Source organism: Streptomyces sp. NPDC050842, from assembly GCF_044456565.1.
Taxonomy (GTDB): domain Bacteria; phylum Actinomycetota; class Actinomycetes; order Streptomycetales; family Streptomycetaceae; genus Streptomyces.
On the sequence record NZ_JBITGA010000004.1, the window covers coordinates 720,111 to 744,096 of the forward strand.

The window sequence follows — 23,986 nt, forward strand, 5'->3', positions numbered from 1 at the left end:
CCGTCGGGGTCCGGCCATCACTGCTCACAGCCTCACTGCCTTACGGCCTTACTGCCCTACTGCCCTACTGCCTTACTGCCCCCGGTCAGGGCCCCCGGTGTCGGTGTCACCGGTCTGTCCCTGCTCCGGGTCCGGCGGCTGGATCGTCGTCGGGTCGGTCGTCGGCGGCTCGGTCGTGGGCGGCGGCGTGGTCGGGTCCTGGGTCGGAGGCGCCGGGTCGCGGGTGGGCTCCGGCGGCGTGGTGACGGGGTCCCGGGTCGGCTCCGGCGGCGTGGTGGCCGTCGAGGTCGGCGGGGGCGTCGGGTCCGGGGACGTGGTGGTCGGCTCCTCGGTCGGCTCCTCCGGTGCCTCGGTGGTCCGGGTGGGGTCCGGGTCCGGCTCGTACGAGCCCGTGTCCTCGTCCCCGGTCCCGGTCCCGCTCTCGGTCTCCAGGTCGAACTGGGCGTCGGAGCCGCCGTCGAGGGCGCTGGTGGTGTAGTCGCCCCAGATCTGGGCGGGGGTGCGGCCACCGTTGGCGCGGCCCTCGTTGATGGTGTTGGTGAGGGTGACCTGGTTGCCCTTGGTGTCCTCGCCGAAGAGACCGACGGCGGTGACGAGTTCGGGGGTGTAGCCCACGAACCAGGCGGAACGATTGTTCTCGGAGGTGCCGGTCTTGCCGGCGGCGTCGTAGTCGCCGGCGGCGCGGAAGCCGGAACCGCTCTGCACGACGCCCTGCATGGCCTTGGTGGTGGTGTCGGCGGCCTCGCGGGTGATGACCTGGCTGCCGATCGCGTCCACGGGCTCGACCTTGCGGTCCCGGTGCGAGGCGGCCTTCACCAGGGTCGGGGTGACCTGCTTGCCGTGGTTGTCGAGCGTGGCGTACACACCGGCCATGTCCATGGTCGAGGCGCCCATGGTGCCGAGGGACATGGCGGGGCTGAGGCCGAAGTCCTGGCCGTCCTTCATGCCGAGGGCGAGGGCGGTCTTCTTGGTCTCGGCCTCGCCGACGTCGACGATCATCTGGGCGTAGACCGAGTTGATGGAGCTGTTGGTGGCCTTCTGGACGGTGACGGGGCCGTACCTCTTGTCGTCCTCGTTCTCCGGCGAGAAGGGGATGGTGCTGCCGACGACCTCGCGCCCGCTGGTGCCGTCGTAGATCGTGCCGAGACCTATTTTCCGCCCGTCCTGGGTCTCCGAGCCGTTCTCGATGGCGGAGGCGAGGACGATCGGCTTGAAGGTCGAGGCGGGCTGGTAGTCGCGGCGGGTCGCGTTGGACGTCCAGTGCTCGGTGGCACCGATGCCGCCGTACATGGCGACGACCGCGCCGGTCTTCGGGTCGATGGAGGTGGCGCCGGCCTGGACGGTGGCGTCCTTCTTGTCGCCCTTGCGGTCGAGCTTGGCCTCCAGCTGCCGGTCGACGGCCTTGACGAGGTCCTTCTGCTTCTTCTCGTCGATGTTGAGGGTGATCGTCCAGCCGCCGGCCTTGATGTCCTCCTCGCTGACGCCCTGGCGCATCAGCTCCTGGTTGGCGGCCTCGACGATGTATCCGGTCTGGCCCTCCATGCCGGGGGCGGGCTTGGCCTTCTGCGGCACGGGGAACTTCATGCCGGCGCGCTCGGTCGACGAGAGCCAGCCCTCGCCGACCATGTTGTCGAGGACGTAGTTCCAGCGCTCTTCGACGAGCTTGCGGCCGGTGGCGCTCGCGGAGGTCCAGTCGTACTGGTTGGGCGCCTGGAGCAGCGAGGCGAGGTAGGCGCCCTGGGCGGTGGTGAGCTCGGTGGCGTCGACGCCGTAGTACGAGCGGGCGGCGGCCTGGATGCCGTAGGAGGAGCGGCCGTAGTAGCTCGTGTTCATGTACCCGGCGAGGATGTCGCTCTTGCTCGTCTCCTGGTCCACCTTGATGGCGATGACCATTTCCTTGAGCTTGCGCGTCGCCGTCTGGTCCTGGCTCAGGTAGAAGTTCTTGACGTACTGCTGGGTGATGGTCGAACCACCCTGCTTGCCCTGGCCGGTGAGCGTCGACCAGGCGGCGCGCGTGGTGCCCTTGATGTCGACGCCGTTGTCCCGGTAGAAGCTCTTGTTCTCGGCGGCGACGAAGGCCTTCTGGACCGGCTCGGGGATCTTCTCCAGGCCGACGATCTCGCGGTTTATCTCGCCGGTGCGGGCGAGGATCTTGCCGTTGGCGTACTTGTAGATGTTGCTCTGCATGGTCGCCTCGGCGTTGGCCGTCGGCACGGGGACCATGATGTAGACGACGTACAGGGCGCCCATGGCGAGCAGGCAGAACACGAAGAAGGTGCCCAGGAGCTTCTTCCAGGAGAAGAAGCGGCGTATGCCGCGCTTCTTCGCCTTGCTCTTGTCGGGTCGGCCCATGGGTCCTGTCGCTCCACTCGTCGTGTGTCTCGGCGCCTCGGCTGTCGCGCGTCCGCGCCGGATCAGCTCAGCAAGCTAACACCGACGATGCAGACAATTGGCAACCGATCACGCCTTTTCCGGACGTGAGAATCAGCACCCACTCCCAGAGGAACCGACGCTCGAACGGGCCCGATGGTTGCGCGCCCGCAGCAATCGAGATCAAGCCGCGAGAAACCCTCCGCACCGCTCCCGGCCACTATGCATCGCGCGTATACACCCCGTGTACAGTGACCGGCATGTCCATCGGTCACACCCTTCTAGGGCTCCTGGAATCCGGACCGCGCCACGGTTACGACCTCAAGCGCGCCTTCGACGAGCGGTTCGGTCACGACCGGCCCCTGCACTACGGCCAGGTCTACTCGACCATGTCCAGACTCCTGAAGAACGGCCTGGTCGTCGTCGACGGCATCGAGGCGGGCGGCGGGCCCGAGCGGAAGCGGTACGCGATCACCGAGGCCGGCATCACCGATGTCGCCGCATGGCTCGCCACCCCCGAGAAGCCCGAGCCGTACCTCCAGTCCACGCTCTACACCAAGGTCGTCCTGGCGCTGCTCACCGGCCGCGCCGCCGCCGACCTCCTCGACACCCAGCGCTCCGAGCACCTGCGGCTGATGCGCGAGCTCACCCGGCGCAAGAAGGACGGCGACCTCGCCGACCAGCTCATCTGCGACCACGCCCTCTTCCATCTGGAAGCGGACCTGCGCTGGCTGGAACTGACCGCCGCCCGTCTCGACCGGCTCGCCGAGGAGGTCCGCCGATGAACACCGCCCCGCTCCTGCGGGCCACCGGCCTCGACAAGGCCTACGGCCCCACCCCGGCGCTCGCGGGCGCCGACTTCTCCCTCCGGGCCGGCGAGGTCGTCGCCGTGATGGGCCCGTCCGGCTCCGGCAAGTCCACGCTGCTGCACTGTCTGGCCGGAATCGTGCGCCCCGACGCGGGCACGATCACCTACGACGGGCGGGAGCTCACCGCGCTCTCCGACGCCGCGCGCAGCTCCCTGCGCCGGACCGACTTCGGCTTCGTCTTCCAGTTCGGCCAGCTCGTCCCCGAGCTGACCTGCGTCGAGAACGTCGCCCTCCCGCTCCGCCTGAACGGCGAGCGCCGGAAGGCCGCCGAGGCCAGGGCCGCCGAGTGGCTGGCCCGCCTGGAGGTCGACAGCGTGGCGGGCAAGCGCCCCGGCGAGATATCCGGCGGCCAGGGACAGCGCGTCGCCGTCGCCCGCGCCCTCGTCTCCGCCCCGCGGGTGATCTTCGCCGACGAGCCGACCGGCGCGCTCGACTCCCTCAACGGCGAGCGGGTCATGCGGCTGCTCACCGACGCCTCCCGGGACACCGGTGCCGCCGTCGTCCTCGTCACCCACGAGGCCCGCGTGGCCGCCTACTCCGACCGGGAGATCGTCGTTCGGGACGGTTCGGTCCGGGACGCGGAGTGGGCGGCATGAGCCTTGCCACCTGGGCCCGCGACCTGGCGCTCGGCGCCCGGTTCGCGGTCACCGGCGGCCGCCCCGGCCTCCTCCGTACCCTGCTGACCGCGACCGGCGTCGGCTTCGGCGTGGCCCTGCTGCTCACCGCCGTCTCGCTGCCCAGCATGACGTTCCAGCGGGAGGTACGGGAGTCCCAGCGCGCCGTCGACGGCAGCGAACTGATCGAGGCGCCCCGGCCCGACTCCTTCCTCCACCTCGGCCGGTCCACGGTCTACCGGGACGACGTCGTCACCGGTCTGCTGGTGCGCCCCGAGGGCGACGCGCCCCCGGCCCCGCCGGGCACCGCGGAACTCCCCGCCCTCGGCGAGATGGCCGTCTCCCCCGCGCTCCGCGAGCTGCTCGACTCCCCCGAAGGCGCCCTCCTCAAGGAGCGGCTCCCCTACAAGGTCACCGGGACGATCGGCCAGGCCGGACTCATCGGCCCGGCCGAGCTGCGGTACGTCGCCCAGGTCGACTTCCTCACCACCGACAACTTCGACGGGCGCGGCACGCGCTACGGCTGGTCGGTGCCCGAGGAACCGCTGAACGCGTTCCTGATCCTGCTCGTCGTCGTCGCCTGTGTCGTCCTGCTCCTCCCGGTGCTCGTCTTCATCGCGACCGCCGTCCGCTTCGGCGGCGAACAGCGCGACCGGCGGCTCGCGGCGCTGCGGCTGGTCGGCGCGGACACGGCGATGACCCGCCGGATCGCGGCCGGCGAGTCCCTCGCGGGCGCGCTGCTCGGCCTCCTGGTGGGCCTCGGACTCTTCGCGGCGGCGCGACAGTTCGCCGGGTCCTTCACCATCTGGGACGTCAACGCCTACCCCTCCGACGTCGTGCCGATGCCCGCGCTCGCCGCGCTCGTCCTCGTCGCGGTCCCGGTCTCCTCGGTGGTGGTCACGCTCTTCGCGCTGCGCGGCGTGGTGATCGAGCCGCTCGGGGTCGTCCGCGTCTCCACGCCCCGGCGCCGCCGGGTGTGGTGGCGGCTGCTGCTCCTGGCGGCCGGCGCGGCCCTGCTCGTCCCGCTCATGGGCAAGATCTCGGTGACCCAGACGAGCGTCGACACCGTGGGCATCGCGGCCGGCACCACGCTCGCCCTGATCGGTCTCACCACGCTCCTTCCGTGGCTCGTCGAGGCCTGCGTGAAGCGTCTGCACGCCGGTCCGGTCGCCTGGCAGCTGGCGGTCCGCAGGCTCCAGCTGAGCAGCGGGACGGCGGCTCGCGCGGTCAGCGGCATCGTCGTCGCGGCGACCGGGGCGATCGCCCTCCAGATGCTCTTCCAGGCGATGGAGAGCGACTTCACGGAGTTCACGGGCCAGGACACGTCCCGCGCCCAGATCGCGGTCGGCGCCCACGCGCGGACCGCCGACGAGGCCCGCGGGATCATCTCCCGCGTCGAGCGGACCGAGGGCGTCACCGGGGCGATCGGCATCGTCCGGTCGAACGTGTGGCGGTCCGGGCCCCTCAAGGAGGGCGAGGAGTTCGCCCCGATGGCCTCGCTCAGGGTCGGCGACTGCGCCTCCCTGAGGGAGTACGCGACGCTGCCCTCCTGCACGGACGGCGACGTCTTCGTCTTCCTCGCGCACGGCGCGCAGGGCAGCCCGGACGACAGCAGGGTCACCAGCGCCGCACGCCCGGGCGCCGTGGTCGCCCTGCGCGACCCGCATCCGCACCCGAGCGCACCGAAGCCCCCCGCGGGCACCAAGGTGCCGCAGTGGCGCATCCCGGCCGGCGCCCGGATCGTCGACTCCCGCCCCGACCCGACCGGCATGTACGAGTACGGCGTCCTCGCCACCCCGTCGGCGATCGACGCCGGGCTGCTCGACGAGCCCTACGCGCAGGCCATGGTCCGGCTCGACCCGGCCGTGCCGGACGCCGCCGAGCACGTACGGAACACGGCGGCGGACATCGACCCGACGTCGTGGGTCCGCACCCTGCAGGACATCGAGCGGGACGCCGCGTTCTCCAGCGTCCGCACGGGCATCCTCGTCGGCTCCACCCTGACGATGCTCCTGGTGGCGGCCTCGCTCCTGGTCGCGACGCTGGAGCAGCTCAGGGACCGCAAGCGGCTGCTCTCCTCGCTCGTCGCCTTCGGCACCCGCCGCTCGACCCTGAGCTGGTCGGTGCTGTGGCAGACGGCGATCCCGATCGCCCTCGGTCTCGTCCTCGCCGTGGCGGGCGGGCTCGGCCTCGGGATGGTCCTGCTGAAGATGGGCGGGCAGCGGGTCCAGGACTGGTGGGTCTTCCTGCCGGTCGCCGGCATCGGGCTGGGCCTGATCGCGGCCGTGACGCTCCTGAGCATGCCGGTCCTGTGGCGGCTGATGCGGGCGGACGGGCTGCGCACCGAGTAACCCGTCGAGCGGATGTACGCAGGTGGGCGCGGGTACCCGGAGCCGGGGGGCTTCGGGAACCCGCGCCCGTCACGCGTACGGGGGTATCGGAGTACCGGGGTACGTCAGGAACCCGCGCCGACGACCCGTACCGGCAGCCCCTTCATCGCGCCCCGCAGCTCCTCCGCCAGCTCCTCGAACTCGGCGTGCCGGGCCGCGCCCGTCCGCATCGCGAGGGCGATCCGCCGCGAGGGCGCCGGTTCCGTGAACAGCCCCGTCCACAGGGCGCTGTTACGGGCGGTCTCGACGGTCACGGCGGTGCGCGGCAGCAGGGTCACCCCGAGGCCGCCGGCCACCAGCTGGACCAGGGTGGAGAGCCCGGCGGCGGTGGTGGTGACCTCGGCGCCGCCGGTGCGGCCGGCCTCGCGGCAGATGTCGAGGGCCTGGTCCCGCAGGCAGTGCCCCTCGTCCAGGAGCAGCAGCCGCAGCTCCTTGAGGGCGTCGCGCGGGATGTCGTCCCGCCCGGCCAGCGGATGCCCCTGCGGGGTGACGAGCACGAAGTCCTCGTCGAAGAGCGGCAGTTCGGTGACGCCGGGCACGCCCAGCGGCACGGCGAGCAGGAGCAGGTCGAGCCGCCCGGCCGCGAGGCCCTCCAGGAGCGAGGAGGTCTGCTCCTCGTGGACCTGGAGGTCGAGGTCCGGGTAGCGCCGGTGGACGAGCCGCAGGACGGTGGGCAGCAGGTACGGCGCGACGGTCGGGATCACCCCGAGCCGCAGCACGCCGGTGAACGGCGCCTGGGCCGCCTCCGCCTCCTCCATCAGCTCGGCGACCGCGTCGAGGACGGCCCGCGCGCGCACCGCGAGCCGCTCCCCCGCGGGCGAGAGCAGCACCTTCCGCGTCGTACGCTCGAGGAGCTGGACACCGAGTGCCTCTTCGAGAGCCGAAACCGCGCCCGAGAGCGCGGGCTGGCTCATGCCGATGGCCGCCGCCGCATCGCGGAAGTGCAGATGCTCGGCGACCGCGGCGAAGGCTCTGAGCTGCGAAAGGCTCGGCTGCTTGCCTCGGTGCGGGCTGTAGGGCGGGGTGTACGGGGACGCCACTGATAACCACCTTCGATCAACACGACCCACTCTAGCTATTTCACTGATCAATGCACTCCGTGCCATGCTGTGAACACGTCCAACCCCCACCGGAAGACCCCAAAAGGGACCCTTCCCGCTTCGCAAGGAGAGCGCGTGCTCACTGTCGGTGACAAGTTCCCCACCTACGACCTGACCGCCTGCGTGTCGCTGGAGAGCGGCAAGGAGTTCGAGCAGATCGACCACAAGGCCTACGAGGGCAAGTGGCGCGTGGTGTTCTTCTGGCCGAAGGACTTCACCTTCGTCTGCCCCACCGAGATCGCCGCGTTCGGCAAGCTGAACGACGAGTTCGCGGACCGCGACGCCCAGATCCTCGGCGTCTCCGGCGACTCCGAGTTCGTGCACCACGCCTGGCGCAAGGACCACGCCGACCTGCGTGACCTGCCCTTCCCGATGCTCGCCGACTCGAAGCACGAGCTCATGAGCGACTGCGGCGTCCGCGGCGAGGACGGCTTCGCCCAGCGCGCCGTCTTCATCGTGGACCCGAACAACGAGATCCAGTTCACCATGGTGACCGCCGGCTCCGTCGGCCGTAACCCCAAGGAGGTCCTGCGGGTGCTCGACGCCCTGCAGACCGACGAGCTGTGCCCGTGCAACTGGAACAAGGGCGAGGGCACCCTCGACGCGGCCGCGCTGCTCTCGGGCGAGTGATCTGAGATGGCTCTCGACGCACTCAAGTCCGCCATACCGGACTTCGCCAAGGACCTGAAGCTGAACCTCGGTTCGGTCATCGGCAACAGCGAGCTCCCGCAGCAGCAGCTCTGGGGCACGGTCCTGGCCTGCGCGATCGCCTCGCGCTCGCCGATCGTCCTCAAGGAGCTGGAGCCCGAGGCCCAGGCCAACCTGAAGCCCGAGGCGTACCAGGCTGCCAAGTCCGCCGCCGCGATCATGGCGATGAACAACGTCTTCTACCGGACCCGGCACCTGCTGTCGGACCCCGAGTACGGGACGATGCGCGCCGGACTGCGGATGAACGTCATCGGCAAGCCGGGCGTCGAGAAGGTCGACTTCGAGCTGTGGTCGCTGGCCGTCTCCGCGATCAACGGCTGCGGCCAGTGCCTCGACTCGCACGAGCAGGTCCTGCGCGAGGCCGGTGTCGACCGCGAGACGATCCAGGAGGCCGTGAAGATCGCCGCGGTGATCCAGGCCGTCGGCGTCACGCTGGACGCGGAAGCGGTCCTCGCCTGACACGGCATGACCGTCGCACGAGAAGGGCCCCGGGGCTTCACGCCCCGGGGCCTTTCCGTCATGCCGGTCCGGCTACTTCTTCAGCGCGGCCATGAGGGCGAGCATGTCCTGGGCCAGCGGGACCTCGATCCCGGAGAGGTCGATCGGTTTGGTGTCCCGGATCACCTCGCCGGTGTCCTCGTTCCAGCTGGACATCGTGCTGAAGCTGATCGCGATCTCCACCTGACCGTCGAGCACCCGCAGTTCCGCCCCCTGGTCCTCGTAGACCTGGAGGTACGCCTTCTCCCCCAGCCCCTCGTACGGCTCCCCCGCGCCGAAGCGCTTCGCCACGGCGTCGAACTCGGGCCCGGGATCGGTCACCAGATGCCGGGTGTACGTGACGTCCCCGCTGTAGCCGGTCTCGGGCGGCCCGAAGGTCAGCGAGCAGCTCGCGATGTCCAGAACCGGATCCTTGGCTCCGTCCTCTCCGCTGTTCGATCCGCTGTCGGCCGTGCTGTCCGTCGAACGCTTCCCGAGGACTCCGACGAGCGCCTTCAGCTCCGCCGTCTCGCAGAGGCTCTCCACGCTCTTGTACCCGCGCATGTCCGGCCCCCCGTCCTGGCGCTTCTCGTACGTGTAGAGCCCCCCGCCCCACACCGCCGACGCCAGCACCGCGCCGCCGAGCGCCCACAGCCAGGGGCGGCGGGTGCGGGGCGGGCGGGGCGGGCCGGGCGGCGGGGTCTCGGTGAGGACCTCGGAGGTGACGAAGGCGTCGCCACCGTCCAGTTCCGGCTCGGATATCACGTGCTGCTCTCCCCCTTGACGGCCACCGCACCCGGTGCCGGGGTCGGGGCCACTTCGAACGCGGTCGCGCCGCGCGGTTCCGGTGTGCTGCGCAGGGCCTGTTCGGTGCTGTACGCGCGCAGGTAGCCGACCACCGTGTTCGACACGGCCACCAGCGGGACGGCGACCACGGCGCCGCCGATGCCGGCGGTCAGACCGCCGGCCGCGACCGCGAGGACGACGGCCAGCGGGTGGACCCGTACCGCGCGGCCGAGGATGAAGGGCTGGAGCACATGGCCCTCGATCTGCTGCACGGCGAGGACGACGACGAGCACCATGAGCGCGGTGAACAGGCCGTTGGTGACGAGGGCGACGACGACCGCGAGGGCGCCTGAGATCACCGCGCCGACCAGCGGGATGAAGGCGAACAGGAAGATGAAGACGGCGAGCGGCACGGCCATCGGCACGTCGAGGAAGTAGAGCCCGAGCCCGATGAAGACCGCGTCGATAAGGGCGACGAGCACCGTGCCGCGCACGTAGGCGGTGAGGGTGCGCCAGGCGCGCGGCCCCGCGCCGGCGACGCCGGGCCGGGCTTGGGCGGGGACGAGCTTGAGCGTCCACTCCCAGACCTTCTTCCCGTCGTAGAGCAGGAAGAGCGTCGAGAACATGGCGAGCAGGATGCCGGTGAGCGCCTCGACGACGACCGTGACGCCCTGGAGTCCGACCTGGGTGATCTGTTCGGCGTTGGCGCCGACGGAGTCGCTGAGGTTCTTCGCGATGCCGTTGATCTGCTGCTCGGTCACATGGAAGGGGCTGTTGAGCAGCGCGAGCTTGAGCTCCTCGATGCCGTCCTTGACCTGGTCGGACAGGTTGTCGATGTTGTCCATGACCTGCCAGACCACGAACCAGCCGACCAGGCCCATCACGACGAAGCCGGAGACGGCGGTGACGGCGGTGGCGACACCGCGCGGCATGCCCATGGCGCGGAGCCGGGCGACGGTGGGCTGGAGCAGGGCGGTGACGAGCAGCGCGGCGACGAAGGCGAGGACGACGAGCTGGACGGAGCTGATCACCTTCATCAGCACCCAGAGCGTGCCCGCGAAGACGAGGAGCCGCCAACTCGCCTCCGCCGCCACGCGCATGCCCCAGGGGATCGCGGCGGCGGGGTCGGGGCGGGCGGCGACGGCGGGGGCGTACGAGGGAGGGGCGGGGACGGAGCGGCCGGCTCCGTCAGGGGCCTCCTCGGCCGTGGCGACCGTGGCGTGCAAGGCGTCCGTGGCGGTCGGTGCGTCCGCCGGAAGGCGCGGGGCGGTGTCGATGCCCGACGGGGCGGGCCGCTCCGGAGCGGGGGCGGGCACGGGGCCGGCCACGTCCTCGTACGGAACGCTGTCCGGATCTTCTCGTTCCGCCTCGACCCTGCGCTCGTCCAGGCGTTCGCCCATACGGCTCAGGCCCGCGCCAAGCCGTCCCAGCCATCCCGGCAGTCTCGACATCGCTTCCTCTTCCCCCCGCTCGTTCTTCGGCCCACCCCGCTCCCCCGGAAGCTGGTGGGCTTTCGCAACCTACACGCCTGCACGCGAGAGCCCCCCACCGTAGGACGGTGAGGGGCTCCCGGAGGTTGAGCACGCCGGTACTAGTACCAGCGGTTGGCCTGCCAGAAGGACCAGGCGCCACAAGGGCCGCCGTAGCGGCTGTCCATGTAGCTGAGGCCCCACTTGATCTGGGTGGCGGGGTTGGTCTGCCAGTCGGCGCCGGCCGAGGACATCTTGCTGCCCGGCAGGGCCTGCACGAGGCCGTAGGCGCCCGAAGACGGGTTGACCGCGAGGTAGTTCCAGGTGGACTCGTGGTTCACGATGTTGCTGAAGCACTGGAACTGCGAGGCCGGGACCATCTGGCGGGCCATCGCCTTGACCTCGGCGACGGAGTACGACCCCTTCGCGGAGAAGCTGGAGGCGTCGCGGACGGAGGAACGGCTGGCGCGCTCGGCTGCCTCTTCCTTCTCCCGCTCCTTGCGCTCCTCCTCGGCCTTGGCCTCGGCGGCGGCCTTGTCGGCGGCCTCCTTCTTGGCCTCGGCGTCCTTGGCGGCACGGAGCCGGGCGTTCTCCTCCGCGGTCTTCTTCACGGCGGCGTCGGCGGCAGCGGCCTGGACGTCGGCCTGCTCCGAGAGCGAGGAGACCTGAACCTGGGCCTGCTCGCCCGCGGGGATGTCCGCGAGCAGCGTGGTATCGGCCGCGGTGGCCTCGAAGTTGTCATCCGAAGCCTGCACGGCGTTGCCCGAGGCAACGCCGACGACGGCGCCGACGGTGGTGACCGCAGTGGCCGAAGCCACCGCGAATCCCCGGACCGAGATCCGGCTCACACGGTTTCCTTCCAGCATCGCCCGCATAGGTGACCACGCGGGCGAAATCGTGCCCCTGGCGCTGGTCTCCGACGTACTGGGTCACTGAAGACACGGGCCCGTGGTGCTGTGGGCGGCATACGGCTGACGGCTGTTGAGTTGTTCATGGGGTGTGCGCCTCTGGAGGTGCATGTGTGCCGTATGCGGGGCCTGACGGAAGCAAGACTTTGCCGGACGGCGACACCGCAAGGCAATTCTGCGTTGCGTGTGAAAGCTCACACCTCGGCGGGCGCAGGTGTTTTTGACGATGCAGCGGACAGGAGTGCGCCGCCCGGCTAAGCTCCTGCGCTTTGCCGGGCGGCGCCAACTGCCGTACGCGTACGGATGCGTACGAAACGGGTCAGATCTGAACGTCCTCCAGCATCTCCGTCACGAGCGCGGCGATCGGGGAGCGCTCGGAGCGGGTGAGGGTGACATGGGCGAAGAGCGGATGCCCCTTCAGCTTCTCGACCACGGCGACGACTCCGTCGTACCGGCCGACCCGGAGATTGTCGCGCTGGGCGACGTCATGGGTCAGCACGACCCGTGAATTCGCCCCGATCCGGGACAGAACGGTCAACAGGACGTTCCGCTCCAGGGACTGGGCCTCGTCCACGATGACGAACGCGTCGTGGAGGGAGCGGCCCCGGATGTGGGTGAGCGGCAGGACCTCCAGCATCCCGCGCCCGAGGACCTCCTCGATGACCTCGCGACTCGCGACCGAGGACAGCGTGTCGAAGACCGCCTGAGCCCAGGGGCTCATCTTCTCCGCCTCGCTGCCCGGCAGGTAGCCGAGCTCCTGGCCGCCGACCGCGTACAGCGGGCGGAAGACCATCACCTTCTGGTGCTGCCGGCGCTCCAGGACCGCCTCCAGGCCCGCGCAGAGCGCGAGCGCGGACTTGCCGGTGCCGGCCCGGCCGCCCATCGAGATGATGCCGACGTCCGGGTCGAGGAGCAGATCGAGCGCGATCCGCTGCTCGGCGCTGCGGCCGCGGAGCCCGAAGGCCTCCCGGTCGCCGCGGACCAGCTTGACGTTCCCCTCGGAGGTGATCCGGCCGAGCGCCTTGCCGCGCTCGGACTGGAGCACCAGGCCCGTGTGGACGGGAAGCTCGGCGGCCTCCGGCACGTACAGCGTGTCCTGGTCGAAGAGCAGGTCGACCTGCTCCCCGGAGAGCGCGAGCTCGGACATCCCGGTCCAGCCGTTGGCGTCCGTGATGGCCAGCTCGGCGCGGTACTCCTCCGCGAGGAGACCGACCGAGGAGGCCTTGATGCGCAGCGGCAGGTCCTTGGAGACGACCGTGACGTCGTACCCCTCCGCCTGGAGGTTGCGCGCGACCGCGAGGATCCGTGAGTCGTTGTCCCCCAACCTGTAGCCGGCGGGCAGTACGCCGGGGTCGGAATGGTTGAGTTCGACACGCAGCGTGCCGCCGAGCTCCCCGATGGGGAGCGGGGCGTCGAGGCGTCCGTACTTCACCCGGAAGTCGTCCAGCAGGCGCAGGGCCTGCCGGGCGAAGTAGCCGAGCTCGGGGTGGTGCCGCTTGGCCTCCAACTCGGTGACCACGACGATCGGGAGCACCACTTCGTGCTCGTCGAACCGGGACATCGCGTTGGGGTCGGCCAGCAGGACGCTGGTGTCGAGAACATAGGTGCGCCGGTCGTTAAGTCGGCGCTTCGTGCTGGTCACCACGGAAGGACAGACCCCCTCTGAAGACCCCTGTGAGGTCGGGGCGCGACGGAACCGGTGTCGCTACGGAATGGGACCGGGTTCAGGCCGCGATGCGCGGGCCGAACCACGGCCCTCCGCTTCTCCCGTGCGTGTCCCGCACGGTCGTCCTGGTGCAAGGGGCCTCCCGGGTGGCGGTCTCCGTGCCGCTCACTTCACCAGGGATATGCCCTCGAACCAGCCATGCCATGCCATGGCATATGACGACGTGTTCGTGAACACGAGGTGATCGATTCCGAGAGGGTGTGTCCTCCGTTCGACCGGCGGGGCTCAGGTGCCGTAGCGCCGGTGCCGGGCCGCGTAGTCGCGGAGGGCACGCAGGAAGTCGACCTTGCGGAAGGCCGGCCAGTGGACCTCGCAGAAGTAGTACTCGGAATGGGCGCTCTGCCACAGCATGAATCCGGAGAGGCGCTGCTCGCCGCTCGTACGGATCACAAGGTCGGGGTCGGGCTGACCGCGTGTGTACAGGTGCTCCGAGATGTGCTCGACGTCGACGATCTCGGCGAGCTCCTCGAAGCTCGTCCCCCGCTCGGCGTGCTCCAGGAGCAGCGAGCGGACCGCGTCCGCGATCTCCTGGCGGCCGCCGTAGCCCACCGCCACGTTCACCAGTATTCCCGTGTTGGCGTGGGTGGCCTGCTCGGCCTCCTTCAGCACGGACTGGGTGCGGGCGGGCAGCAGGTCCATCGTGCCGACGTGGTTGACGCGCCAGCGGCCGTCGGCGGCGAGCGCGCGCACGGCGTTCTCGATGATGCCGAGCAGCGGGACGAGCTGTTCCTCGGGCCGGTTCAGGTTGTCCGTGGACAGCATCCAGAGCGTGACGACCTCGACGTCCGTCTCGGCGCACCAGCCGAGCAGCTCCTGGATCTTGTCCGCGCCCGCCTTGTGTCCCTGCTCGGGGGTCCCGCCGGACGCCTTGGCCCAGCGCCGGTTCCCGTCGAGGATGACCCCGATGTGCTTGGGCACCTGGGCGTGGTCGAGGCGGCCTTCCACCCGGCGTGCGTAGAGCCCGTACACCAGGTCGCGCAGGTTCACTGTTCTTTACCTCTCCATGCAGCGGCGGTCCGCCCGGCAGCGGCGGTCCGCAAGCCGCCACACTACTGCGCACGGGCGACAGGCTCCCAGCCCGGGACTGTCACAGGTCCGTGATAAGCAGAGATACGTGACTGATTCCCCCCTGTACCGCGCCTCCGCGGACCGCTACGACGCCATGGAGTACCGCCGCACGGGCCGCAGCGGCCTCAAGCTCCCGGCGATCTCGCTCGGCCTCTGGCACAACTTCGGCGACGACCGCGCGCTCGACAACCAGCGCGCGATCCTGCGCCGCGCCTTCGACCTCGGCGTGACCCACTTCGACCTGGCGAACAACTACGGGCCGCCCCCCGGCTCGGCCGAGCTGAACTTCGGCAAGCTCTTCGCCCAGGACTTCGCGCCCTACCGCGACGAGCTGATCGTCTCGACCAAGGCCGGCTACGAGATGCACCCCGGCCCGTACGGCGAGTGGGGCTCCCGCAAGTACCTGCTGTCGTCGCTCGACGCCTCCCTGAAGCGGATGGGCCTCGACTACGTCGACATCTTCTACTCGCACCGCTTCGACCCGCACACCCCGCTGGAGGAGACGATGGGGGCCCTGGCCTCCGCCGTGCAGCAGGGCAAGGCGCTGTACGTCGGCGTCTCCTCGTACAACAGCGAGCAGACCGCCGAGGCGGCCCGGATCCTGCGCGAGATGGGCGTCCCGGCCCTGATCCACCAGCCCTCGTACTCGATGATCAACCGCTGGACCGAGGACGACGGCCTCCTCGACACGCTGGAGGCGGCCGGCATGGGCTGCATCTCCTTCGTGCCGCTGGCCCAGGGACTGCTCACCAACAAGTACCTGAAGGGCATCCCGGAGGGCTCGCGGGCCACCCAGGGCAAGTCCCTCGACCCGAACCTGCTCTCCGACGAGGTGCTGCGGCGCCTGCGCGGCCTCGCGGACATCGCGGAGCGCCGCGGGCAGTCACTCGCGCAGCTGGCGCTGTCGTGGGTGCTGCGCGACGAGCGGATGACCTCGGCGCTGATCGGCGCGTCCAGCGTCGCCCAGCTGGAGGAGAACGTGGCCGCGCTCGCGGCAGCGCCGCTGACGGACGAGGAGCTCAAGGAGATCGACTCGTTCGCGGTCGACACCGACGGCACGAACATCTGGGCCGGCCGGGGCTGACCCCTTCCCGCCCCATAGGGCGCCCGATGGGGCGCCCTATGGGGCGGGAAAGAAAAAACGGGCCGGTCCGTGGGGGGGATACGGACCGGCCCGAGGGGGGGTTTCCACCATAACCCTTCGATAGTCGTGCTGCGCGCCACGTGCGCGGAACTCACCGCCCTGGATTTTCCGGATCCCAGTCGGGACAAGGGCTGTGAGGCCGTGTGGCGGGTTTGCGCCCCGGCGTGGCGGCGGAGTTCCGTCGAGGCGCGGCGTTGACGCGCGCACGCTTCAGGGGATCGCGGTGAACGCCCCGAGGAGCAGCCCGAGCAGCGCTCCGACCAGCATGAACGGGCCGAAGGGGATCGCCGAGGAGCGGCCCGCACGGCGCAGCAGGACGAGCCCGAGGCCGTATACGGCTCCGAGGAGAAAGCCCGCGAAGGCCCCGGCGAACAGGACGCCCCAGCCGTACCAGCCGAGGGCGGCGCCCAGCGGGAGCGCGAGCTTCACGTCACCGAAGCCGAGTCCCGCCGGATTGATCACGAAAAGCACCAGATAGGACCCGCCGAGGGCGAGCGCGCCGAGCAGCGCGTGGAGCCAGGAGCCCGCGTCGTACGGCAGGAGCTCGGCGGCGCCGAGGAGCAGCGGGACGCTGGCGGCGAGCGGCAGAGTGAGCCCGTCGGGGAGCCGGTGGACGCGGGCGTCGACGCAGGCGAGGAGGACGGCGAAAGGCGCGCCGAGCAGCCAGACCGCCAGCTCGGGCCGGGGCCCGCCGGTGGCCGCGGCGAGCGCGGCGCAGGCGAGGGCGGTGAGCAGCGGCGCGGCGAGCGGGCTGGGGGTGGTCGCGCAGTGCTGCCGCCCGGGCCCGCCGAGCCAGCCGCGCGCGGGCCCCACGAGCGGGTGCCCGGCGGGACACCGGTCCCGCCACGGCTCCTCGGCGGGCACGGCCAGCCGGTACGCGGCGCGCGGGACGAGCAGCCCGACGGCGGCCCCCCACAGGGCGGCGACGGTGATCAGCGTGACGTACACGGACTGACCCTAGAGGCGCGTGCGGCTACGGTCTGGCGCATGGCGAAATGGGGAGACGGGCCGGGGACGCTGACGGTTCTGGAGCGGGAGGTGGCTCTGGAGGTGGCGGCGTCGTACCGGGCGCGGCGGCGGGGGCTGCTCGGCCGGGACGGGGTCGCGGGGGCGCTGCTGATCACACGGACGAACAGCGTGCACACCTTCGGCATGCGGTTCGCGATCGACGTGGCCTATCTGGACCGCTCGCTCCGGGTCCTGTCCGTGGTGACGATGCGGCCGGGACGTCTGGGCATGGTCAGGCCGCGCGGCCGGCACGTGCTCGAGGCGGAGGCGGGTGCGATGGAGGGGTGGGGGCTGCGGCCGGGAGTCAGGGTCGGCATCACGGCGGGCCCGAGCCGAGCAGGGTGAACGCCCCGTAGGCGGCGGAGGCGAGCGCGAGCCCGGCGAGGACGGGCACGGCGGCACGCGGGCGCAGGCGCGCGAGGACGACGGCGGGCGGGAGCAACAGCCCGAACGCGGGCATCATCAGGCGCGGCCGGGAGCCGAAGTAGGCGGCGCCGACGAGGGAGACGAGGACGACGCCGATCGTGTAGACGAGCAGGGGCAGCGGCTGCTTCTGCCGTACGCAGAGGGCGATGAGCCAGCCGAGCAGTGCGAGCGCCGCGCACAGGCCGAGGGCGGCGGGCCAGGGCAGGCCGGCGATGAAGCGGGCGAGGGCGACGCCGCCGTCGATGGAGTTGCCCCAGGCGGCCTGGACGTCGAAGTAGGCGGAGGGGCTCCCCTCCCGTACGCCCACGTACACGACGTACCCGAGCCACCCCAGCGGGGCGATCAACACCCCGACCGCCGTCCGGAGGGGCAGCCTCCGCTCCTGTACGAGGGTGACGAGGGCCGTGATCCCGAGGGCGGCGATCAGCGCGGCGGCCGTCGGCCGGGTGAGCCCGGCTGCGGCGCACAGGACGCCGGCCAGGATCCACCGCCCGCGCAGGACGGCGTACAGCGACCAGGCGGCGAAGGCGGTGAACAGGGTCTCCGTATACGCCATCGACTGCACGAACGCGGTCGGATACACACCCCAGAGGATCGCGAGCAGCACCCCCACGCGCTCCCCGGCCACATGGGCGCCGCACTTGTAGATGCCCCAGGCGGCGGCGAGGGCGGCGGTCCAGGAGACGAGGAGCCCGGCGGTGGCAGCGTCGAAGGGGAGGACGGCTGCCAGGCCCCGCTCCAGAGCGGGGAGGAGGGGGAAGAAGGCGAGGTCGGAGTGGACGTCGCCGTTCGGCAGGGTGACCTCGTACCCGTATCCGTTCTCGGCGACACGGACGTACCAGACGGAGTCCCAGCGGCCCTTGAGCCGGTGCAGCCCGTCCTTGCCGGTCGCGGCGGCGGCGATCGCGAGGACGGCGAGGCCGATGAGCCGGGTGCCGGTGTAGCCGCCGAGGGCGGTGAGGGTGGGGCTGAGGGGACGGCGGGGACGTATGGGACGACGGGGACGACGGGGACGACGGGGACGACGGGACGAGGGCATCCGTCGATTATCCCGGGCAGGTAGCCGCTCTCACCCGAGGGGCCTTATGCGGACGAACTTCGAGGACAGGACGGGTCCGAGCTGGTGGACGATGGCGTGGCCGGGCTCCTGCGGGGAGGGCAGGTCGCCGAGGAACGAGGTGACGATGACCTCGTCGATGCCGATGACGCCGCGACAGCACTGCTCCTCCAGGAAGTCGAGCGTGCGGCGCCAGTCGGCGGCGGTCGGGTCCTCGCCGAGGAAGGAGCGGACGGTGCCCTGGACGACGTCCCAGAAGAAGACGTGCGGCAGGACGTCGCCCTGCGTGAAGACATGGGTCTCGTAGGCGCCCCGGAACTCGGGAATCCGGGTGACGAGATCACTGACCAGCTGGACACTCGGCGTCGAGGTCATCGGCAGCCCACTTCGGAACGGTCCCTGCGGTGTCGGGTACTCGGATCCAGCATGCTCCTCCGTCACTCATACGTCCCGTCACTTTTGCACTTTCCTGACGACGAGTTTCTCCAGGTTTTCCACAGGGGGTGCGAAGTGTCGCTCTTCCGTGGATCGTTGAGCGTATGTACGAGTTGGCGATCCTCGCGAGGGGCGGGGTACTCCTCACGGTCTGGGCGCTCGCGGCGGGCTGGCCCCGGGGCCGGCTGGCGGGCCGCCTGCGCCGGGACGGGTGGCAGGGGATCTGCCGGGGCGCGTGGGCGGCACCGGGGAAGGACGTGGACTGGCGCGTCCGCGCGACGGCGCTCCAGCTCCTGCGCCCGGAACTGGTGTGCAGCCACGGGACGGCGGCGCGACTGCACCGCATCGAACTGCTGGGCGAGACCGTTGCCCCCGCCTTCCTGGACTTCACGGCACCGGCGACGTCCCGCTCGACGCACGACGCCCTGATACGGGTCCGCTCCACGTCCTCCCTCACGGACGGGGACTGCGGGACACGGCGGGGGCTGCGGGTGACGACCCCGGCGCGAACGGTCGGCGACCTGATACGGGGCTGCGGCAGCCGAGAGGAGGCGGTCGTCGCGGCGGACTCAGCGCTGGCGCGGAGGGCGGTCGGCGGCGTACGACGCGAGCCCCTCGTCCGGTACGAGGACCTGGCCGCCGAACTCGCCGCACCGAGACCCGGCGGCCCCCGGGCCCGCGCCTGGCTGCGCCTGACCGAGCCGGCCTCGGGCTCCCCGGCGGAGTCGGTGGCCCGTCTCCGCCTACGGGACGCGGCGCTCTTCCCGGAGTCGCAACCGCTGCTCCGCACGGCGGAGGGGCAGGCTCTGCGCCCGGACTTCCTCTTCCGCGAGGCGGGCCTGGCGGTGGAGGTGGAGGGCTACGCCTTCCACGGCACACGCCGGGCCCACGAACGGGACGTGGCCCGCTTCAACGCGCTCCAGTCGTGCCCGGAGGTCCGCCGGGTGCTGCGCTTCACGGCGAGGGGGGTCTTCTCCCGTCCGGATCACGTCGTCGGGACGATCCGGACGGCCTTGACCTCCCTCTCCCGCTAAGGGGCCGTCGTCCGGGGGAAGGAGACCTCGACGCGCCGGTTCTTCTTGCGGCCCTCCTCAGAGGAGTTGTCCGCAATCGGATAGTCCTCGCTGTAGCCCCGGACGTCGAACGTCGTCCCGGGGTCGAGACTCCGGGCGAGGACCTGCTGCACGGCGACGGCACGCTGCTTCGAGAGCTTGAGCCCGTGCTCGTAGGTCCCGAGGTTGTCGGTGAACCCGAAGACCCTGACGCGGCCGGAACCGAGGTTGTTGACCTCAGCGGCGATGGCGGCGATACGGGAGGCGGCGGCGGGGCTCAGCTTGGCGCTGTTCTTCGGGAACAGCACCTCGGCCTGAAGCGCGAAGGTCACGTCCACGTTGGTGTCCTGTCGCCGCTGCTCGCCGCCCTGCTCCTCGACGATCTGCTTGATGTCGAGCACCTTGGCGGGCGCGAGGGTGGCGCCGTCGGGAAGCATGAGCGCGGGCGCGTTGGCATCGATGGCGGGCGGCGCGGCGGCGATGCCGGCGGAGCCGGGGGGATCGTCGGCGTACGCGGTGGGCACGGTGAGCGGCCAGATGCCCACGGAGACGAGGGCCAGGGCGGCCAGGCGGCGGTTCGTCGTCGTCATGGCGTCGCCTCAGGAGAGTTTGAGGGTGGCGGGTTCGAACGTGGGGAGCTGGAACGAGACTTCGGTGGTGGAGGCGGGGGGTGCGGGGAATTGCATGAAGACGGGGATCGAATCTCCACCAGAGACGATGCCCAGGCCTGTGGTGGTCAACGGCCGACCGTCCGTGTCCCGCAGAACGTAGTAGCGCTTCTTCCCTACCGCGTCCACGAGAGTAGCGCCGCCAAGCGATGTGCCGTGCTTCAGCACTTCCGTTTCGTCCCCCCTCAGGAGGTCAGGAACAGAGCGCCCTTTGCTGGAGGTGTTCTTGAGAGACCCTTTGATTGTCATGAACCCTCCGGCGTCACGCGCCGCCGAGCTGACGGTCAACTCGAACCCGTCCTGCCCCTTCAGGACAGCCAGCGTCGCTGTCGGCTCCTCCGCCTGCTGCGAGCCCTGCGTCGAGGTGCTCGCCTGAGGTGCAGACGTCGTCGTAGCAGGCTTGTCCGTCTTCGGCTTCTCCTCAGCGCCACAGCCGACCGCGAGGAAGGCCACCGACGCGACTGCGAGGGAAGCCAATCCCCCGCGTACATACCGTACGTTCATAAACCGCGCTTCCTTACTCGTCGTCGCAGGTCATTCGGACAGCCGGACCGTGAAGAGATCGACGGCGCCGGGCAGGGTCGGCTTCTCCGGATCGATCTCCCAGGCAACCCCGTCGCACATGAGCCCCATAATCGGGCCCTCTTCCTCCTCGTCGCCCTCATCGGGTGGCGTCGGCGTGGAGGGGGGCGGCTCCGAGGGGGGCTCCTGCTCCTTGTACTCGCAGAGCGGTTCGATAACTGCTGAAGCAGACGCCGTTGCAGGATTCGACTCTGGGCCATTCGTACGCACCGTCACGCGGAAACCCCCCGAGTCGAGGGGCACGCAGGTGTCTCCCGACAGTGCGGCGCCGTTCCGGGCCGCGAACTCCGCCGCCTGGTCACACGCGGCATCAGGGTCGTATTCCAGTCCACCGAGGAACCCGCCCCACTGCCCAGGGTCGAGGATCACCTCGATCCAGCCCTCCCGTAGCTGTTCCCGGGCATCCTGCGCAGCAGCGAGGGCCGCTGCGTCGGCCGCTGTCTGCGCGCTGTTCCGAGTAAACGCCGCCTGCCCCACCGCGAAGTAGGCGAAAGCGAGGAACAGGAGACCTGCCACCACGGCGATGTAGACAGGAAAGGCTTGCCCCGAGTCCCTACGCGCGCGGCCTGGCAAAGCTAGCCGGTCAGCTCGGCGATCTTGTTCTTGATCGCCGTCATGATCGTCGTTCCGATGTCCGTACCGGTGATGGCCACTACGATCGCCACCACCACCACAATGATCCCGAGGTACTCCACCGCCGTCTGCCCGCGGTCCCTCGTGGACCTTTCCGTCCAGCTCCATGCCCGCACCTTGGCCCTGGTCGCGGCCTTCAGCATCGCGTCGTACATCGTGGTCCCCTCCGCGTTCAGACGCCGGTGGTCGTGTCGGCGCACAGGGCCCGTGGGCCCCTCTGTGGGTGCCGGTCATCGGGTCGGCCTGGTGCCCAGCCAAAAGGCTAGGGCCTCGGCGCGCGTGGCGGTGTGGAGTTCAGCGAAGGGGATGGAGCAAGTAGCAACGACTCGCCGGTCGTTCAGGCCCGTGGCAATCAAGTCCCGTCACCCCCACCTCTCTCACACTCGGTCCGCACTCTGTCACATGCGGTTGTGCGCGCGAAGCAGGTTCGTCAACCTGCGGTGAGATTGAGACAGTTCCCGCCGACGTCGTGACCGTAGATCAGGCACCGTCCTCGGGTAGCCGTTCTGCGACGAAGCTGCCCCGCTGCGGGAGAGTTATCACCCATCCCTCCGAGCGCAGGAGGGCGACGGCCTGCCGTGCCGTGTCCCTCGCCACGCCATGGTCCGCCACCAGCTTCGACTCGGACGGGATCGGGTCCCTCGGCTGGAGCTCGCCAGACTTGATCCGCTCGCGGATGACTCGGGCCACCTGCTTATAGATGGGCGTCGGGTCAAAACGGTCGATATCCATGTTCGGGACGTTAGCTACGTGCTACACGCTGGGCATATGGGCAACGTCCTAGACGAGGTAGACAAGCCATACAAGTGCAGCTAGCGTTCAAAACGGAAGACCCCGGCGAGTGCGCGAACACTCCCGGGGCGTGGCCAACCTGTGGAAAGCAGGTCAACATGACAGACCTTATCCGCGCCCTCGTTCTGTGGGCGAGGCTGGTGTTCGGGTCCAGGAGAAGCGGCCGACACCGTGCCCGTACCGCGCTGTGGACAGCCGACCCGTCGCCGTGCCCGGTGCCCACCGCAACAGGGGCCGTGCGGCTCCCCGGACCGCGTTCCCCGTACGGGCTCGACGGGCCGCTGAACGGGGACGAGTCAGCCCTCGTCCGTCCCTACCTGCTCGCGTACGACCAACGGCAGGAACGGGCTCGGCAGCGCCAGCGGCGGCTCGCCCTCGTCCTCGCGGCGGACTTCGGTATTGATCTCGATACCCGAGACCTGCACGGGCTGGGGGTGGCGTGATGGCGACCTCGGCCGTCCCGGACCCCGAGGCCTGCGGCGCTCTGTGGCCCGGTGGGGACCGTCCCGGCCGTCACCGATCGCCGTGCGCGCTCCCCGCCGGGCACGAGGGCGCGCACCGGGCGGTTCGGCAGCCCGTACGGATGTGCGTGCGCTGCTGCGTGATCACGGCAGACCCGGTCGTCGTCTCCGAGGTGCACCAGAGCTCCGGGCCCGGATTCAACGTCTACGCCTGCCCGGAGTGCGCGCCGCACTACCCGCCCGTGCCGGACGTGCTCGACCTGTTCCACGACCGGGACCGGCGACGGGGCGGTGGCGGACTCTGAGCGCGCACCCCACGACCTGATCCCGTTCGCCTGCCGCGCGGGCTTACTCGCCGCCCGTGACCGAGCCGAAGTCCGTCCCCGTGCCCAGGAAGAGGCCCGCGCCGAGGAGGATCATCGTCGCCGGGACCATCAGGGTCGTGATGACCATCGTCGCCTTCGGGACCGCCTTCGCCGCCTTGCGGCGGGCGTTCTGGGCGTCCGTCCGCCGCATGTCGTTGGCGATCTGTATGAGCGTGTCCACGATGGGGGCGCCCAGCTCCTCGCCCTGCTGGAGCGCCGTCACGAACTGCGCCACCTGCTCCGAGTCGTTGCGGCGGCGCAGTTCGTCGAAGGCCTGGCGGCGGCTGACGCCCATGTCCATCTGGCGCAGGGTGATGCGGAGTTCGTCGGACCAGGGGCCCGCGTACTGCTCCGCGACCCGTTCCAGGGCCTGACGGAAGCCGAGGCCGGCCGAGACGACTACGGCGAGGACGTCCAGGAAGTCGGGGAGGGTGCGCTCGATCTGGTCCTTGCGGATGCGGACCGCCGACCAGATGCCGACCTCCGTCCAGAACACGCCGAACGCGAAGAGGAGGAGCGCTACGAGAACCGAACCCCTGCCCAGCATGAGCAGTCCGCCCAGGACGCCCAGGAAGCCGTAGACCGCCCGCCTCGCCCCGTACCGGTCGATCGTGAGTCCGCCGGGATTGCCCGCGAGGTCGATACGGCGGCGTACGGCGTTGACCCGCTTCGGTCCCATGAGGCGCAGGACGGCGGGTGACCAGCGCATGCCGAGGCGGTCGACGGCGGAGTCCACCGCGCCGGTACGGGTGGCGCCGACCTCCAGGGCGAGCTTGAGGTCGTCGGGGAGGCGGGCGTCGGCGCGGTAGAGGCGCAGGCCGTAGGCGATGCCGGCGACGGCCAGGCCGGCGAGCAGGGCGAGAAGGAGGTCCATGGCG

The 23,986-nt window shown here is 70.6% G+C and carries 26 protein-coding genes; 9 read left to right on the plus strand and 17 right to left on the minus strand.

Features of this window, described 5'->3' with window-relative positions:
• Positions 1–72 precede the first annotated feature (72 nt).
• A complete protein-coding gene (locus ACIBG6_RS16345) occupies positions 73–2,352 on the minus strand; it encodes a transglycosylase domain-containing protein (RefSeq protein ID WP_399223240.1) in 2,280 nt (759 codons plus the stop codon).
• 278 nt (positions 2,353–2,630) lie between these two features.
• Between ACIBG6_RS16345 and ACIBG6_RS16350 the strand changes: the two genes are divergently transcribed.
• The 3 genes from ACIBG6_RS16350 to ACIBG6_RS16360 are packed head-to-tail and all read left to right on the plus strand — an operon-like array spanning position 2,631 to position 6,204.
• Positions 2,631–3,155, plus strand: a complete 525-nt coding sequence (locus ACIBG6_RS16350; RefSeq protein WP_399223241.1) for a PadR family transcriptional regulator — start codon at positions 2,631–2,633, stop codon at positions 3,153–3,155.
• Positions 3,152–3,835: an ABC transporter ATP-binding protein gene (locus ACIBG6_RS16355; protein ID WP_399223242.1), complete on the plus strand. Its 684-nt coding sequence runs from the start codon at positions 3,152–3,154 to the stop codon at positions 3,833–3,835. The genes ACIBG6_RS16350 and ACIBG6_RS16355 overlap by 4 nt, the downstream gene beginning before the upstream one ends.
• Positions 3,832–6,204 (plus strand): FtsX-like permease family protein, encoded by a 2,373-nt coding sequence (locus ACIBG6_RS16360; protein ID WP_399223244.1) that lies wholly within the window; start codon positions 3,832–3,834, stop codon positions 6,202–6,204. The genes ACIBG6_RS16355 and ACIBG6_RS16360 overlap by 4 nt, the downstream gene beginning before the upstream one ends.
• Before the next feature lie 104 nt (positions 6,205–6,308).
• Here ACIBG6_RS16360 and ACIBG6_RS16365 read toward each other — a convergent pair whose 3' ends face one another.
• On the minus strand, positions 6,309–7,283 hold the full coding sequence (locus ACIBG6_RS16365) for a hydrogen peroxide-inducible genes activator (protein ID WP_399223245.1): 975 nt from the start codon (positions 7,281–7,283) through the stop codon (positions 6,309–6,311).
• A 135-nt stretch (positions 7,284–7,418) separates the two neighbouring features.
• On the opposite strand from ACIBG6_RS16365, the gene ACIBG6_RS16370 reads away from it, so the two are divergent.
• Together ACIBG6_RS16370 and ACIBG6_RS16375 are read left to right on the plus strand one after the other, a co-directional pair.
• Entirely contained in the window at positions 7,419–7,973 is a 555-nt protein-coding gene (locus ACIBG6_RS16370) for a peroxiredoxin (RefSeq protein WP_024758658.1), read from the plus strand.
• Positions 7,974–7,979: 6 nt separating this feature from the next.
• Positions 7,980–8,510, plus strand: coding sequence for an alkyl hydroperoxide reductase (locus ACIBG6_RS16375; protein ID WP_399223246.1), 531 nt, complete (start codon positions 7,980–7,982; stop codon positions 8,508–8,510).
• Between the two features lie 72 nt (positions 8,511–8,582).
• On the opposite strand, the gene ACIBG6_RS16380 is transcribed toward ACIBG6_RS16375, so the two are convergent.
• From ACIBG6_RS16380 to ACIBG6_RS16400, 5 genes are all read right to left on the minus strand, one after another.
• The gene (locus tag ACIBG6_RS16380; RefSeq protein WP_399223247.1) at positions 8,583–9,293 is read right to left on the minus strand and encodes a hypothetical protein; all 711 of its coding nucleotides are present in this window, start codon (positions 9,291–9,293) and stop codon (positions 8,583–8,585) included.
• Positions 9,290–10,765 carry an AI-2E family transporter gene (locus ACIBG6_RS16385; RefSeq protein WP_399223248.1) on the minus strand — a complete coding sequence of 492 codons (1,476 nt, stop codon included), beginning with the start codon at positions 10,763–10,765 and terminating at the stop codon, positions 9,290–9,292. The genes ACIBG6_RS16380 and ACIBG6_RS16385 overlap by 4 nt, the downstream gene beginning before the upstream one ends.
• A 140-nt stretch (positions 10,766–10,905) precedes the next feature.
• A complete protein-coding gene (locus tag ACIBG6_RS16390; protein ID WP_399223250.1) occupies positions 10,906–11,649 on the minus strand; it encodes a transglycosylase SLT domain-containing protein in 744 nt (247 codons plus the stop codon).
• 361 nt (positions 11,650–12,010) lie between these two features.
• A complete protein-coding gene (locus tag ACIBG6_RS16395) occupies positions 12,011–13,336 on the minus strand; it encodes a PhoH family protein (RefSeq protein WP_329621405.1) in 1,326 nt (441 codons plus the stop codon).
• A gap of 306 nt (positions 13,337–13,642) precedes the next feature.
• The gene (locus ACIBG6_RS16400; RefSeq protein WP_329621406.1) at positions 13,643–14,404 is read right to left on the minus strand and encodes an isoprenyl transferase; all 762 of its coding nucleotides are present in this window, start codon (positions 14,402–14,404) and stop codon (positions 13,643–13,645) included.
• Positions 14,405–14,531: 127 nt separating this feature from the next.
• On the opposite strand from ACIBG6_RS16400, the gene mgrA reads away from it, so the two are divergent.
• Positions 14,532–15,569 carry an L-glyceraldehyde 3-phosphate reductase gene (mgrA, locus tag ACIBG6_RS16405; RefSeq protein ID WP_399223251.1) on the plus strand — a complete coding sequence of 346 codons (1,038 nt, stop codon included), beginning with the start codon at positions 14,532–14,534 and terminating at the stop codon, positions 15,567–15,569.
• 270 nt (positions 15,570–15,839) lie between these two features.
• On the opposite strand, the gene ACIBG6_RS16410 is transcribed toward mgrA, so the two are convergent.
• A complete protein-coding gene (locus tag ACIBG6_RS16410) occupies positions 15,840–16,577 on the minus strand; it encodes a prepilin peptidase (protein WP_399223252.1) in 738 nt (245 codons plus the stop codon).
• A gap of 39 nt (positions 16,578–16,616) precedes the next feature.
• Here ACIBG6_RS16410 and ACIBG6_RS16415 point away from each other — a divergent pair, with 39 nt between their 5' ends.
• Positions 16,617–16,982, plus strand: a complete 366-nt coding sequence (locus tag ACIBG6_RS16415; RefSeq protein ID WP_399223253.1) for a DUF192 domain-containing protein — start codon at positions 16,617–16,619, stop codon at positions 16,980–16,982.
• Here ACIBG6_RS16415 and ACIBG6_RS16420 read toward each other — a convergent pair.
• Together ACIBG6_RS16420 and ACIBG6_RS16425 are read right to left on the minus strand one after the other, a co-directional pair.
• Complete coding sequence (locus tag ACIBG6_RS16420; protein ID WP_399223254.1) at positions 16,954–18,102, minus strand: hypothetical protein; 1,149 nt, start codon at positions 18,100–18,102, stop codon at positions 16,954–16,956. The genes ACIBG6_RS16415 and ACIBG6_RS16420 overlap by 29 nt on opposite strands.
• Before the next feature lie 30 nt (positions 18,103–18,132).
• Positions 18,133–18,495: a hypothetical protein gene (locus tag ACIBG6_RS16425; RefSeq protein ID WP_329621411.1), complete on the minus strand. Its 363-nt coding sequence runs from the start codon at positions 18,493–18,495 to the stop codon at positions 18,133–18,135.
• A gap of 164 nt (positions 18,496–18,659) precedes the next feature.
• Between ACIBG6_RS16425 and ACIBG6_RS16430 the strand changes: the two genes are divergently transcribed.
• Positions 18,660–19,589, plus strand: a complete 930-nt coding sequence (locus ACIBG6_RS16430; protein WP_399223255.1) for a hypothetical protein — start codon at positions 18,660–18,662, stop codon at positions 19,587–19,589.
• On the opposite strand, the gene ACIBG6_RS16435 is transcribed toward ACIBG6_RS16430, so the two are convergent.
• The 6 genes from ACIBG6_RS16435 to ACIBG6_RS16460 all read right to left on the minus strand — a co-directional run bounded on the left by ACIBG6_RS16435 (position 19,586) and on the right by ACIBG6_RS16460 (position 22,707).
• On the minus strand, positions 19,586–20,197 hold the full coding sequence (locus tag ACIBG6_RS16435) for an OmpA family protein (RefSeq protein ID WP_399223256.1): 612 nt from the start codon (positions 20,195–20,197) through the stop codon (positions 19,586–19,588). The two genes, ACIBG6_RS16430 and ACIBG6_RS16435, sit on opposite strands and share 4 nt — an antisense overlap.
• A gap of 9 nt (positions 20,198–20,206) precedes the next feature.
• Positions 20,207–20,779: a hypothetical protein gene (locus tag ACIBG6_RS16440; RefSeq protein WP_399223257.1), complete on the minus strand. Its 573-nt coding sequence runs from the start codon at positions 20,777–20,779 to the stop codon at positions 20,207–20,209.
• Between the two features lie 30 nt (positions 20,780–20,809).
• Positions 20,810–21,430, minus strand: coding sequence for a pilus assembly protein TadG-related protein (locus ACIBG6_RS16445; protein ID WP_399223258.1), 621 nt, complete (start codon positions 21,428–21,430; stop codon positions 20,810–20,812).
• A gap of 2 nt (positions 21,431–21,432) precedes the next feature.
• Positions 21,433–21,645 carry a Flp family type IVb pilin gene (locus tag ACIBG6_RS16450; RefSeq protein ID WP_399223259.1) on the minus strand — a complete coding sequence of 71 codons (213 nt, stop codon included), beginning with the start codon at positions 21,643–21,645 and terminating at the stop codon, positions 21,433–21,435.
• Between the two features lie 325 nt (positions 21,646–21,970).
• Positions 21,971–22,222: a GntR family transcriptional regulator gene (locus tag ACIBG6_RS16455; protein ID WP_399223260.1), complete on the minus strand. Its 252-nt coding sequence runs from the start codon at positions 22,220–22,222 to the stop codon at positions 21,971–21,973.
• Positions 22,223–22,578: 356 nt separating this feature from the next.
• Positions 22,579–22,707 (minus strand): hypothetical protein, encoded by a 129-nt coding sequence (locus ACIBG6_RS16460; RefSeq protein ID WP_399223261.1) that lies wholly within the window; start codon positions 22,705–22,707, stop codon positions 22,579–22,581.
• Between the two features lie 17 nt (positions 22,708–22,724).
• On the opposite strand from ACIBG6_RS16460, the gene ACIBG6_RS16465 reads away from it, so the two are divergent.
• Entirely contained in the window at positions 22,725–23,048 is a 324-nt protein-coding gene (locus ACIBG6_RS16465; RefSeq protein WP_399223262.1) for a hypothetical protein, read from the plus strand.
• Positions 23,049–23,091: 43 nt separating this feature from the next.
• On the opposite strand, the gene ACIBG6_RS16470 is transcribed toward ACIBG6_RS16465, so the two are convergent.
• Positions 23,092–23,982 (minus strand): DUF5936 domain-containing protein, encoded by an 891-nt coding sequence (locus ACIBG6_RS16470; protein WP_399223263.1) that lies wholly within the window; start codon positions 23,980–23,982, stop codon positions 23,092–23,094.
• Between the last annotated feature and the right edge of the window lie 4 nt (positions 23,983–23,986).